Annotated in this window: 15 protein-coding genes; 4 read left to right on the top strand and 11 right to left on the bottom strand. The window is 62.1% G+C overall.

Annotated elements, in window-relative coordinates; all coding sequences use genetic code 11:
• Positions 1-34 precede the first annotated feature (34 nt).
• Complete coding sequence (locus WNY61_RS10235) at positions 35-853, top strand: hypothetical protein (RefSeq protein ID WP_342851344.1); 819 nt, start codon at positions 35-37, stop codon at positions 851-853.
• Positions 854-910: 57 nt separating this feature from the next.
• Positions 911-1,501, top strand: coding sequence for an NAD(P)H-dependent oxidoreductase (locus WNY61_RS10230; RefSeq protein WP_342851343.1), 591 nt, complete (start codon positions 911-913; stop codon positions 1,499-1,501).
• Here WNY61_RS10230 and WNY61_RS10225 read toward each other — a convergent pair.
• Genes WNY61_RS10225 through yajC form a run of 10 tightly spaced genes read right to left on the bottom strand, consistent with a single transcriptional unit; the run spans position 1,491 to position 8,302 of the window.
• The gene (locus WNY61_RS10225) at positions 1,491-2,009 is read right to left on the bottom strand and encodes a DsbE family thiol:disulfide interchange protein (RefSeq protein ID WP_342851429.1); all 519 of its coding nucleotides are present in this window, start codon (positions 2,007-2,009) and stop codon (positions 1,491-1,493) included. The genes WNY61_RS10230 and WNY61_RS10225 overlap by 11 nt on opposite strands.
• Positions 2,010-2,022: 13 nt before the next feature.
• A complete protein-coding gene (gene ccmD / locus WNY61_RS10220) occupies positions 2,023-2,178 on the bottom strand; it encodes a heme exporter protein CcmD (protein ID WP_342851342.1) in 156 nt (51 codons plus the stop codon).
• Positions 2,178-2,912 carry a heme ABC transporter permease gene (locus WNY61_RS10215; RefSeq protein WP_342851341.1) on the bottom strand — a complete coding sequence of 245 codons (735 nt, stop codon included), beginning with the start codon at positions 2,910-2,912 and terminating at the stop codon, positions 2,178-2,180. Before WNY61_RS10215 ends, ccmD begins: the two co-directional genes overlap by 1 nt.
• 52 nt (positions 2,913-2,964) lie before the next feature.
• Positions 2,965-3,621, bottom strand: coding sequence for a heme exporter protein CcmB (gene ccmB, locus WNY61_RS10210; RefSeq protein ID WP_342851340.1), 657 nt, complete (start codon positions 3,619-3,621; stop codon positions 2,965-2,967).
• Positions 3,618-4,229 (bottom strand): heme ABC exporter ATP-binding protein CcmA, encoded by a 612-nt coding sequence (gene ccmA / locus WNY61_RS10205; RefSeq protein WP_342851339.1) that lies wholly within the window; start codon positions 4,227-4,229, stop codon positions 3,618-3,620. The genes ccmB and ccmA overlap by 4 nt, the downstream gene beginning before the upstream one ends.
• 19 nt (positions 4,230-4,248) lie before the next feature.
• The gene (locus WNY61_RS10200) at positions 4,249-4,602 is read right to left on the bottom strand and encodes an Mth938-like domain-containing protein (protein ID WP_317389565.1); all 354 of its coding nucleotides are present in this window, start codon (positions 4,600-4,602) and stop codon (positions 4,249-4,251) included.
• Positions 4,603-4,620: 18 nt separating this feature from the next.
• Positions 4,621-5,376, bottom strand: coding sequence for a sulfite exporter TauE/SafE family protein (locus tag WNY61_RS10195; RefSeq protein ID WP_342851338.1), 756 nt, complete (start codon positions 5,374-5,376; stop codon positions 4,621-4,623).
• Positions 5,369-6,337, bottom strand: a complete 969-nt coding sequence (gene secF, locus WNY61_RS10190; RefSeq protein ID WP_342851337.1) for a protein translocase subunit SecF — start codon at positions 6,335-6,337, stop codon at positions 5,369-5,371. Before secF ends, WNY61_RS10195 begins: the two co-directional genes overlap by 8 nt.
• A 1-nt stretch (position 6,338) precedes the next feature.
• The gene (secD, locus tag WNY61_RS10185) at positions 6,339-7,988 is read right to left on the bottom strand and encodes a protein translocase subunit SecD (RefSeq protein ID WP_342851336.1); all 1,650 of its coding nucleotides are present in this window, start codon (positions 7,986-7,988) and stop codon (positions 6,339-6,341) included.
• A 35-nt stretch (positions 7,989-8,023) separates the two neighbouring features.
• Positions 8,024-8,302, bottom strand: coding sequence for a preprotein translocase subunit YajC (yajC, locus tag WNY61_RS10180; protein WP_007120154.1), 279 nt, complete (start codon positions 8,300-8,302; stop codon positions 8,024-8,026).
• 219 nt (positions 8,303-8,521) lie between these two features.
• Between yajC and serS the strand changes: the two genes are divergently transcribed.
• Both serS and WNY61_RS10170 read left to right on the top strand, forming a co-directional pair.
• Positions 8,522-9,814, top strand: a complete 1,293-nt coding sequence (gene serS, locus WNY61_RS10175; RefSeq protein ID WP_342851335.1) for a serine--tRNA ligase — start codon at positions 8,522-8,524, stop codon at positions 9,812-9,814.
• 201 nt (positions 9,815-10,015) lie between these two features.
• Positions 10,016-10,732, top strand: a complete 717-nt coding sequence (locus WNY61_RS10170; protein ID WP_342851334.1) for a hypothetical protein — start codon at positions 10,016-10,018, stop codon at positions 10,730-10,732.
• Between the two features lie 11 nt (positions 10,733-10,743).
• Here WNY61_RS10170 and der read toward each other — a convergent pair whose 3' ends face one another.
• A complete protein-coding gene (gene der, locus WNY61_RS10165; protein ID WP_342851333.1) occupies positions 10,744-12,225 on the bottom strand; it encodes a ribosome biogenesis GTPase Der in 1,482 nt (493 codons plus the stop codon).

Below are 12,225 nucleotides of genomic sequence, written 5' to 3'. Positions count from 1 at the left end.
TCTGTAAGACGGTGACGTTTGGGAAGGCAAAGCAATGATAGCAGGCTACGCACTCGGCGCTTTGGGCGCGGTGATCCTTGTTATCGTCCTGCTGGATTTTCTTTATACCGCCATCGGGGCCGCTCCTGTCGCACCCCTGTCGGAACGGGTTGCACGGGCGGCGTTCTTTATCTTCTCCAAGATCATGCCAGAGGGCAACGCCCGCCATCGCCTCTCCGGTCCGGTGGTAATGACAGCCATTGCGGTGACGTGGATCGTGCTCGTCTCCCTCGGCTGGACCTTGGTCTTTCAGATGAGCCGCGAAGCCGTGGTGCTGACAGAAAGCGACCGCCCTGCTGACTTTGTGAGAGACTTTGCCTATGTGGGCCATTTGCTTTCCACCCTTGGGGGCGGGCCTTTTCAGACCGAGAGCCCCTTTTGGCTGGTGCTGTCCGTCCTTGCCGGGGTCAATGGTATGGTGATCCTTACCCTGTCGGTCAGTTTCGTGCTGTCAACGACCACCACTGTTGCCCGGGCACGCGGTCTGCTGACCAAAGCGTCGATGTTCGCGGCAGATAGCGAAGAAATGAATACCATCATCCTGCCGGAGTTGGCCGATCTGGTGTCGAACCTTAACGCGACCCAATTCGCGCTCTATTACAGTGCCGAACACCCCGCCCGCCGGGTTCCTGTCGCGATGGTCCAGATGGCGCAGCGGGTCGCGCCCTTTCCCGAACAGATGCGCCGCCTGCGCATCGCATTGGAACCGCTGCCGGGCTTCACCGCGCCCGAGGGTACTTTGGACCAGTTGACCGATGCGCAATTCATCGCCCGCCTGCGGGGCTGGTCGGCCCAGTATTCGCTTCAAACCTAAGGAACAGAAACCCAAGCGGGCCGTTGATCCAGATGCACTCAAGCGGAAGGACACCTCATGAGCCCGAAAATTACCGTTCTCTTTTATTCCACCTACGGCACCAATCACGCCATCGCCCAAGAGGCCGCGCGCGCCGCGGAAGAAGCTGGCGCCGAGGTTCGACTGCGCCGCTGTGCAGAAACCGCCCCGCAGGCTGTCGTAGATGGGCAGGATGCTTGGCGTGAGCAGCTGGACAAGATGCAGGATATCCCCGAAGCCAAGCCCGAAGACATGGAATGGGCCGACGGCTATTTCATCTCTGCCCCGACGCGCTTTGGCGTCGCCGCCAGTCAGTTCCGTGCGTTTATCGACACGCTGGGGCCGCAGTGGCAATCAGGCGCGCTGGCAAACAAAGCAGTCACGGCGACAACCTCTGCCCAGAACCCGCATGGGGGCCAAGAAACCACGATCCAATCGATCTATGTCACAGCGATGCACTGGGGCGCGATCATCGTGCCGCCGGGCTATGCCGATGGGGTGAAGTTCGAAGACGGCGGCAACCCTTACGGCTATTCCTGCGAGCCCGGCCCGCTAGATGAAACGGGCAAGAAATCCGTCGCCTTTCAGGCCAAACGTCTGGTCGAATTTGCAAGCAAGATCAGCGGCTAAGCGCGTCTTGCAATGCCGGGAGGAACCGCTGCTCGTAATCGCTGCCGACCAGCGGCCCGGCAAAGCGGAACAGCACCGTCCCGTCCCCGCCAACGATGAACGTCTCAGGCGGGGCGGTCACCCCCCAGTCAATCGCCACCCGCCCTTGGGGGTCGAAACCAACCCCGGCAAAGGGGCTTTTTTCGTCTTCTAGGTAGGCGGTGGCGTTCTTTTCGGTGTCCTTGAAATTCACGCCAATGATGTTCATCCCATCGGCCTGCATTTCCAGCAGTTTTGGATGTTCCGCCCGGCAAGGCGGGCACCAGCTGGCCCAAAAGTTCACAAGGCTCACCTCCCCCCCGCGCAGCATGTCGTCGGTGGCCTGCGGATAGCCGGGCAGCGCGGCCTCGGGCATGGCGGGCGCCTGTTGGCCAACCAGCGTAGAGGGCAGCCCCTCAGGGTCATCGCGGTACATGCCCACCGCCGCCAGCGCCACGAAGGCCGCGAAAATCAGCGGTGGGGCGATCATCATGGGAGAGAGTTTAGCCACGGCGTCCGGCCTCCGCTTCGGTTTCTTCAAGCGCGCGGCGCGCAGCACGGCCCCGTAGCAGGGTCACTGCAACCAAGGCCCCCAGCAACACCAGCGACACGCCATAGGCCGAAAGCACCTCGGCTGCATATTTTCCAAGTTCTGGCATCATGCCCCCCTGTTCATCCGCGCCCGCAGTGCCGCCGTGCGGCGCAGACGGATTTCGGTACCCGTGCGGTAAACCACCAGCGCCAGAAACAGCAGGCCGAAGCCGATCATCGCCAGCACGAGTGGATAGAAAAACACATCCGCCACGCTTCGGTTACCGGTGGCGACGGGGATCGAGGTGCCCTGATGCAGCCCTTGGTTCCAGAACTGCACCGCATAGCGCGACAGCACCGCAAAGACCGAGCCGACGAGGCACAGCACCGAGGTCAGATCAGCGGCGGTGTCGGGATCCTCAACCGCCTGCCACAGGGCAATATAGCTGAGGTAGAACAGGAACAGGATCAGAAACGATGTCAGCCGTGGATCCCAAGCCCACCACGTGCCCCACATCGGCTGGCCCCAGATTGCCCCAGTCACCAGCGCGATCAGCGTCATGACCAGCCCCACCGGCGCTGCAGCCTTGGCCGCCAAGGCGCTGACGTGGTGCCGACGGATCAGCCAGATCAGTGAGGCGACCAGCATCATGAACCATGCGTTGATCGCCATCAGCGCGGCGGGCACATGCAGATAGATGATTTTGACCGTGCTGCCTTGGCGCGCGTCATCGGGCGTGCCGAAGAACCCCCAGAGCAGGCCAGCGCTCACAAAGACCGCTGCTAAGGCCCAGAGCACAGGCTGCACACGCTCGGAAAGCGCTAGAAACTTGACGGGGTTTGCGTATTGCCAAAGGGACATGCAGTTTACCTATCGCGCGGGTGGGTGGTGCTCAATGCACGATTTCTTGGGGTCATCGCAACCCCATCCGAAGCACCGCCGCTGCGGCAAATGGCATCAAGGCCACCACGGCCAGCGTCAGCCCTGCGAGCATCAAGAGCGGTGTGCTGGGATCCAGCCCCGCCGCCCCGCGCCGCGCGACCTCGGCCCCGAAAATAAGCGTGGGGATATAAAGCGGCAGCACCAGCAGTGACAGCAGCAAGCCTCCGCGTCTGATCCCAACCGTCAGCGCCGCGCCGAACATGCCGATAACCGACAGCGCCGGGGTGCCAAGCGCGAGCGACGCGAAGAGCCACAGATGACCGGGAGCCGCGAGTTGCAGCATCACGCCAAAGAATGGGGCCGCCAGCACCAGCGGCAACCCTGTGGTCAGCCAATGCGCCAAAGCCTTGATCGCCAGCGCGCCTTCCAACGGCAAAGGCGCGGTGAGCAGCAGTTCGAGAGAGCCGTCCTCTAGGTCCAGCGCCAAAAGCCGATCAAGCGACAGCAAGCAGGCCAACAGCGCGCCGAGCCAGAGCACACCAGGGGCAATGACCTTGAGCAGCGCCCCCTCTGGTCCGACGCTGAAGGGCACCAGCATCGTCACAATCAGGAAGAACGCCAGCCCAAGGCCAAAGCCCCCGCCCGCGCGCAGAGCCAGCCGAAGATCACGAAGCAGCAGCGCCTTCATAGGAATGCCGCGTCGCTGGCGCCGAGGTCGGCATCGGGCGCGGCGCGGTAGGCGCTGACATCCAGCACCCGTGCGTCAATCCCCAGGTCAATATGCGTAGCCATCAGCGCCGAACCGCCCGCCGCCAGATGCCCACGCAGAACGGTGCCGAACATTGCAACTGCATCCGCATCGAGCGAGACCGTCGGCTCATCCAACACCCAGATCGGACGGCCGGTCACCAAAAGTCGTGCCAGCCCCAAACGACGCTTCTGCCCGGCCGAAAGCGTGCCTGCAAGACGGTCGGACAAGGGACGCAGATCATAGCCATCAAGCGCCGATAAAATATCATTGTTCCCAAATACTTGCGACCAGAAGCTAAGGTTTTCCCGCACCGTCAGCATGGATTTCAGCCCGTCCGCATGGGCGGCATAGGCCACGCGGTCCTCCGCCCCTTCGATCCGCCCCGACAACGGCGCTTGCAGACCCGCAATACAGCGCAGCAGCGTCGTCTTGCCCGCCCCATTGGGGCCGCGCAGCACCAGTGCCTCGCCCGGCGCCAGCACGAATGATACGCCCGAGAGCACAGGCACCCCGCCGCGCGCCACGCTGAGATCGCTTACTTGCACCGGGGAAGCCGCTCCGCTTTCAGACCGGCAATAGGGCCAGCGCGATGCGCCGCCCCTCGCTCAGCAGGATGTTATAGGTGCGGCAGGCGGCGGGAGAGGACATGACCTCAATCCCCAGACCAGCCTCTTCTAGCGTCTCGCGCAGGTCATCGGGGATATGTGCCACATCCGCCCCGGTGCCGAGGAAAACCACATCGACCTTGCCCGCCAGCGCCAGCACCGGCGCCGCGTCGGCCAGACCGCCCCAGCCGGTGATGCCGTCGGGGCCGATGACCTGCGGGCCTTGCACGACCTCTCCGCCAATGCGGAAAAAGCCGGGGCCGTAGCCGTCGATCGGTTTGGCGTCGGTATAGGTGATCTCATTCAATCGCATGTCATGTCCCTCTCAGGCTCAGATATTCCACAGCGGCAGACCAAGGATAGCCGATGCGGCGATGACGATATAGGCCACTGCGCGAAAAAGCCGCTCTCGGCCCGGATCAAACAGCCGCGCCCCGATGATATTGGCGATAATATTCGGCACCCCGGCGAGCAACCCGAGGATGAGCACTGACCAGACCACCTGCCCCGTCGCAGCCAGCATAGCAAAAAGCAGCAGATCGATCCCCAGCAGGTAGAGCAGGAAATTCGCTCGGATTACTGCAGCGGGCCTTCGGCTGGCCATATAGAGCAAAATTACAGGCGGCCCGGCGATCCCGGCAAAGCCCGTCATGAAGCCCCCCAAAGCGCCTGTCCCCACAACCAATCGCGCCCCCAGTGGGCCATGATACCGCCAGCCCGCCAGCAGCAGCACCAGAAGCGTCAGCACCACGCCGGAGACGATCCAACCGAACCCTTCGGGTGACATCATCGACAGCCCCCAAAGGCCCAGTGGCATGCCGATCAGCACCCCCAGCAATAAGCGCCCCACTTCTCGCGGCGCGCCTTGGCGCAGGGCATCTGGCAGATTGGGAAGGGGGCCGATCAATTCGGCAGCGGTCATAAATAGGATCGCTTCGACCGGGGAAAGCACAGAGGCCGCAACCGGCATGATGATCATGGCAGAGCCGAAGCCCGCAAAGCCCCGGACCAGTCCCGCAATGACCACGGCCAGCGCAAGCCATGCCACCCCGGAGGTGGCGATGGCCTGCGCCAGCAGGTCAGGCATCAATATTGGCGAATTGCGTGCCCGCGCCCGCGTCGGGCTTGGACCAGTCGCGTTTCACGCCAAGGAACAGGACGACGTTCTTCGCGACATAGACAGACGAATAGGTGCCCACGATCACGCCCCATGTGATGGCGAAGACAAAGGCCCGGATCACGTCACCGCCCAAGATCAGCAGTGCGATCAGTGCCAGCAGCGTGGTGCCTGAGGTCATCAGCGTCCGGCTCAGCGTTTCGTTGACGGATAGGTTCATCACCTCACGCAGGGGACGCTTTTTGTATTTGCGCAGGTTCTCCCGCAGGCGGTCAAAGATCACCACCGTATCGTTGATGGAATAGCCAATGATCGTCAGGATCGCGGCCACCACCGGCAGGTCAAAGCGGATTTGCAAGAGTGAGAACAAACCGATGGTCAGCACCACGTCATGGAACAATGCCACAACTGCTCCGACCGAAAACTGCCATTCGAACCGCAGCCAAATGTAGATCAAGATCGCCGCCAGCGCGCCCCCCACGGCAAGAAACGCCGTCTGGATCAACTCGCCCGAGACCTTTGGCCCAACAGACTCGACAGAGGTGAACTTGATATCTGGGGATACCTCCTGCAACGCCGCCTGAATTGTCTGGATCGTGTCGGTGGTCGCAGCTTCCTGCCCCTCTTGGGCCTGAACCCGGATCATCGCCACATGCTGATCGTCGCGAAAGCCGGGGTCAAAGACCTCAGAGATGGTCACGTCGCCCAGCTCAAGCGCGCTCAGCGCGTCACGGTAAGCGCCCACGTCCACCGCCTCAGTGGCTTCGGTTCGCAGGGTTGTCCCACCGCGGAAGTCGATGCCGAAGTTCAGCCCCATCACGCCCCAGGCGATCAGCGATAGGATCATCGCCACCACAGACGCGCCAAAGGTGATCTTGGCATAGCCAAAGAAATCGAAGTTCGTGTTGTCGGGTACCAGCTTCAGTCGCATGTCAAACCTCGATTGTCTTGGGACGGCGGCGTTCAAACCAGATCACCACCAGCAAGCGGGTGACGAAATAGGCGGTGAATACCGATGTGACGATGCCAAGACCAAGCGTCACGGCAAAGCCGCGCACCGGGCCGGAGCCTAGGGCAAAGAGGATGACCGCCACAATGAAAGTGGTGATGTTGGCATCCAAAATGGCGCTGAGTGCGCGCTCATAGCCCAGCGAGATCGCCCGCGCGGCACCCTTGGCGTTGCGTTGCTCTTCGCGGATACGCTCAAAGATCAGCACGTTGGCGTCGACCGCCATGCCGACTGTCAGCACGATCCCGGCGATGCCCGGAAGGGTCAGTGTGGCCCCGATCAGGCTCAGCAGGCCAAAGATCAGCCCGACGTTGATGATCAGCGCGATATTGGCGAAGAACCCGAACAGGCCGTAGGATGCCCACATGAAGAAAAGCACGGCGGCAAAGGCCACCATCGTGGCGATCTTGCCCGCGTCGATGCTGTCTTGGCCCAGCTCTGGCCCAATGGTGCGCTCTTCGACAAAGCTCAGCCCCGCAGGCAGGGCACCGGCGCGCAACAGCACCGCAAGGTTGGTGCTTTCCTCAACCGAGAAGCGCCCGGTGATGATGCCCGACCCGCCGGGGATATGGCTTTGAATGGTGGGGGCGCTGATGACTTCGTTGTCCAACACGATGGCAAAAGGCGACCCGATGTTATCAGCGGTGTAATCGCCAAATTTGCGCGCGCCAGAGGTGTCAAAGCGGAAGGACACGGCAGGCGCGCCGTTTTGGTCAAAGCTTGGCTGCGCGTCGACCAGTTGCTCGCCGGTGACGACGGGGGCGGTTTCCACGGTGTAGAACACGCCCTCTTCATCCGCCGCAGGCAGGATCGCGTTGCCGATGCCGGGGTTGTCGTTCTCACTAGAGCCGCGGTTGACCACCGGGTTGAAGGTCAGCTGCGCCGTGGTGCCAATGATCGCTTTCAACTCAGCGGCGGAGCCAATGCCCGGCACTTGGATCAAGATGCGGTCAGCGCCCTGACGCTGGATCGTCGGCTCACGGGTACCGACCTCATCGATACGGCGGCGCACGATCTCAAGGCTCTGCTGCATCGTACGTTCATCAGTCGCCTGTTTCTCGGCGTCCGACAGGGTGATGTTAATGGTGCCATCCGTGCCGCTGACATCAATATCGCTGCCACCTGCCCCGGTCACCGTGGTGACAGGACGGGCCAAATCGCGGGTGATCTGCAAGGCCTCGGCCATTTTCGACGGATCGTTCAGACGGACCCGCAATTCGCCCGCTGGCGCTTCTTCACGGCGGACCGGGGTCAGGCTGCGCAAAGCATCGCGGACCTCGGGCCATTGTGCTTCCATGCGCGAGGCATAGACATCGGCGAGTTGCACTTCGGCCAGCAGATGCGCACCGCCGCGCAGGTCAAGGCCGAGGTTCACCAACCCCGAGGGCATCCACTCAGGCCAAAGCGCGCGCTGCGCTTCCAACTCAGGCGTGCTGCCCTGCACGTCAATGGCCGCAACCGCGTCATTGTGCTTTTCGACAGGAGCGTAAAAGGCATTGGGAAGCGCGAGCCAAAGTCCTGCCAAACAGGTCAGGACAATGGCAATCCGCTTCCACAGATCAATCTGTAGCATAGTTCCGCCTTTGGGTTGCGGCCTCGGGGTAGGGTTTATTTCGCCGGTTCGGTCTTGGAAACGACGGTCGCGATGGTGGCCTGCACCACCCGCACTTTTACGCCTTCAGCGATTTCAACTTCGACTTCGCCGTCTTCTTTGACCTTGACCACTTTGCCAATGATCCCACCTTGGGTGACGACCTGATCACCCCGGCGCAGACCGGCAACCATGGCCTGATGTTCTTTCGCCTTCTTCTGCTGTGGGCGGATGAGCAGAAAATACATGATCGCGAAGATCAGGATCAGCGGCACAAATTGCTGGATGCCTTCCATGGGGGTCGTCCTTTTCGATGGGTATTGGGCCGCCTAAGGGGCCTTGAGAATTTGGCCAGAACCTAAGCGCGCTAACAGCCGGGTGCAAGGTGGAAAGCCCCATGGTTTATATGGGCCCAGACTGGCGCATATCGCCGCATGGTTGCGGCCCCTACCGCCCTGCCACGCTTTGAGGCATAACGCAGCTAAACCGACTCACCCGATCTTGAGGACAGACATATGCACGATATCCGCGCCATCCGCGACAATCCCGAGGCTTTTGATGCCGCTCTTGCCCGCCGGGGCGAAGCTGCGATGTCTGAAGCTGTGCTGTCCCTTGATGCCGCGCGCCGCGCCAAGATCGCTGCAGCTGAAACGGCAAAAGCTGAGCAGAACAAGGCCAGCAAGGAAGTTGGTGCTGCCAAAGCCAAAGGCGATGAGGCCGAGTTTGAGCGCCTGCGCGCGCTGGTCAGCGACAAAAAGGCCGAAGTGGCCGCGATGAATGCTGAGGCGCAGGATCTGGATGCAAAGCTGACGGACATGCTGGCCCGCATCCCCAACAGCCCCGCCGATGACGTGCCGCAGGGCGCGGATGAGGATGACAACGTCGAGGTGAAGGTCTGGGGCGACAAACCCAGCTTTGATTTCACCCCGGTTGAGCATTACGAGATCGCAAGCGTCAAACCCGGCATGGATTTCGAGACGGCCTCGAAGACATCGGGCGCGCGTTTTGTCATGCTGAAAGGCGGCGTGGCCCGTATTCACCGGGCGTTGGCGCAGTTCATGATCGACACTCATGTTGATGAAAACGGCCTGACCGAGGTCAACACCCCCGTGCTGGTGCGCGACGAGGCGATGTACGGCACCGATAAGCTGCCCAAATTCGGCGAGGACAGCTATCAGACCACGAACGGCTGGTGGCTGGTCCCGACCTCCGAAGTGCCGCTGACCTATTCCGTGGGCGGCGACACGCTTGAGCAAAGCGCCCTGCCGATCCGTCTCACCGCGCATACGCTTTGCTTTCGCTCTGAGGCCGGCAGCGCGGGCCGCGACACTGCAGGCATGCTGCGCCAACACCAGTTTGAGAAGGTCGAGATGGTATCGATCACGCACCCCGATGAAAGCGACGCCGAGCAGCAGCGCATGGTTGGCTGTGCCGAGGGCATTTTGGAAAAACTGGGCGTGCCCTATCGCACCGTGATCCTCTGCACCGGCGACATGGGATTTGGCGCGCGCCGGACCTATGACATTGAAGCTTGGGTGCCGGGGCAGAATTGCTACCGCGAGATCTCCTCGGTCTCAACCACCGGCGATTTTCAGGCGCGGCGCATGAACGCGCGGTTCAAGCCCGAAGGTGGCGGCAAGCCGCAGTTCGTGCATACGCTGAATGGCTCTGGTCTGGCGGTCGGGCGCTGCCTGATCGCGGTGCTGGAGAACGGCCAGCAGGCGGATGGGTCGGTCAAGCTGCCTGAAGTGCTCGCAGGGTATCTGGGGGGCAAGACGACGCTGACCGCTGAAGGTGTGCTCGCCTAAGGGCAAGGCAAGGCCCCCCACCCGGCCCGGAATCAAGCCGCAGGCGCCGGGCCATCACCTGCCCGCCCCGGCACGCCAGAGGCGTGCCGATATATCGGCGCACCCTTGGTGCGACGGGCTGGCGATGGCCCTTGGTTGCCGAAAGCACCCGACGCTCTAAGATTAGATGTACCACAACACCTAATCCCGCGAGGCCCCCGCTTGCCTAAATCATCCCGCACCCTGATCGCAGCGCTCGCTCTGCTGCTCAGCATCGCCTTCGCGATCTCTCCGTTCTTCGTCCCCAGCTTTTCGGGCTTTGATCCCAACCAGTTCCCCGTCCCGCAAGAGAACCCGCCCGCACAGCCCGCAGGCTATGCTTTTTCGATCTGGGGCCTGATCTATCTGTGGCTGATCGTCGGCTTGGCCTACGGCCTGTTGCGCGCACCCCGTGACGCACAGTGGCATGACATGCGCGTGCCGCTGTGCCTGTCGCTGGCCGTGGGCACCACATGGCTAGCGGTGGCCACCATGAGCCCAATCTGGGCGGCAGTGCTCATCTGGATCATGCTGATAACCGCGTTGATCGCCCTGTTCCTCGCCCCCGTCGAAGACCCGCTCTGGGCTGCCGCCCCGGTGGGCCTCTACGCTGGCTGGCTCTCTGCCGCGTCTTGCGTCTCACTGGCGTTGCTGGCGGCGGGCTATGGCTATCTTGAGGGGCAAACCGCGGCCATAGTCTTTGTCGGGCTGGCGATCGCGATTGGGGCGATTGTGCAGACCGCATTGGGACGCACGCCGACCTACGGCATCGCGGTAATCTGGGGGCTGGTGGGTGTTATCGTGACCAACTGGGGCGAAACACCCGTGGTCGCCTATCTGGCGCTTGGGGGCAGCGTCGCGGTGGCGCTGCCCACCCTGCGGGCGTTTCGGCGGGGCTAATGCCCCAGTTGTTAGTCCTTGCGGCGCCCTGCCGTGTGTTTGCGCAGCTTTGAAGGCGCGGCCTTCTTGCGGTTCTTATAGGGGTTGGCGTCCGACTGGCCGCGCATCCACAGACGGATCGGCGTGCCGGGCATGTCAAAGTCCACCCGTAACCCATTGACCAGATAACGCGAATAGCTCTCTGGCACCTTGTCAGGATGGCTACACATTACCACAAAACCCGGTGGGCGCGTCTTGGCTTGGGTCATGTAACGCAGTTTGATGCGTTTGCCCTGCGGCGCGGGGGGCGGGTGCGCCTCCATCATGCCCGAAAGCCAGCGGTTCAGCTGTGCGGTGGTGATCCGGCGGTTCCAGACCTCATAGGCGCGCATGATCGCGGCTTGCAGTCGATCTAGACCCCTGCCCGTTTTGGCGCTCACGGTGATCAGCGGCGCGCCTCGGAGCTGTGGCAGAAGGCGCTCAAAGCTTTCCTTCAACTCGCGCAGCTTGTCCTGACGGTTCTCTTCGATGTCCCACTTATTGACGGCGACAACCACGGCGCGGCCTTCGCGCTCGGCAAGATCGGCAATACGCAAATCCTGCTGTTCGAAAGGAATCTCTGCGTCCAGCAGCACCACTACGACTTCGGCAAATTTCACCGCGCGCAGACCATCACTGACGCTAAGCTTCTCAAGCTTTTCCTGAATCTTCGCCTTTTTCCGCATCCCTGCGGTATCGAAGATACGCATCGGCACCGGATCGCCGTCCGGCCCGGCCCATTCGGTCATCAGCGAGATCGCATCGCGGGTGATCCCGGCCTCGGGGCCAGTCAACAAACGGTCCTCGCCCAGAATTTGGTTGATCAGCGTCGACTTGCCCGCATTGGGGCGGCCCACCACGGCAACCTGCAGCGGTTTGGCGCGGGTCGGCATGGGAACGGTTTCGGCCTCAAGATCGGCGTCATCGTCGGGCAGGTCCACGTCTGTTTCAGGCGCGTCCTGCACGGCGCGGTCTTCGTATTCATCGGCCAGCGGCATGAGCATGGAATAAAGGTCGTTCAACCCTTCGCCATGCTCGGCGGACAGGCGGATCGGCTCGCCCAGACCCAGCGAATAGGCTTCGATCATACCCGCATCAGCGGCTTTGCCCTCGGCCTTGTTGCCCGCAAGGATCACATGCGCGGATTTCTTACGCAGGATCTCAGCGAACACCATGTCGGATGGGGTCACGCCGACGCGGGCGTCGATCATGAACAGGCAAATGTCAGCCATATCAACCGCGCGTTCGGTCAGACGGCGCATGCGGCCCTGCAGACTGTCGTCGGTGACTTCCTCAAGACCGGCCGTGTCGATCACGGTAAAACGCAGGTCGGCCAGCTTGGCAGCACCTTCGCGCAGGTCACGGGTCACGCCGGGCTGGTCATCGACCAGCGCAAGACGTTTGCCGACAAGGCGGTTGAACAGCGTGGATTTACCGACATTCGGACGGCCCACGATGGCAAGGGTAAAGGACAT

The sequence above is a fragment of the Sulfitobacter sp. AS92 genome (assembly GCF_038900015.1).
Taxonomy (GTDB): Bacteria; Pseudomonadota; Alphaproteobacteria; order Rhodobacterales; family Rhodobacteraceae; genus Sulfitobacter.
This window is presented reverse-complemented; position numbering and strand designations above follow the sequence as displayed.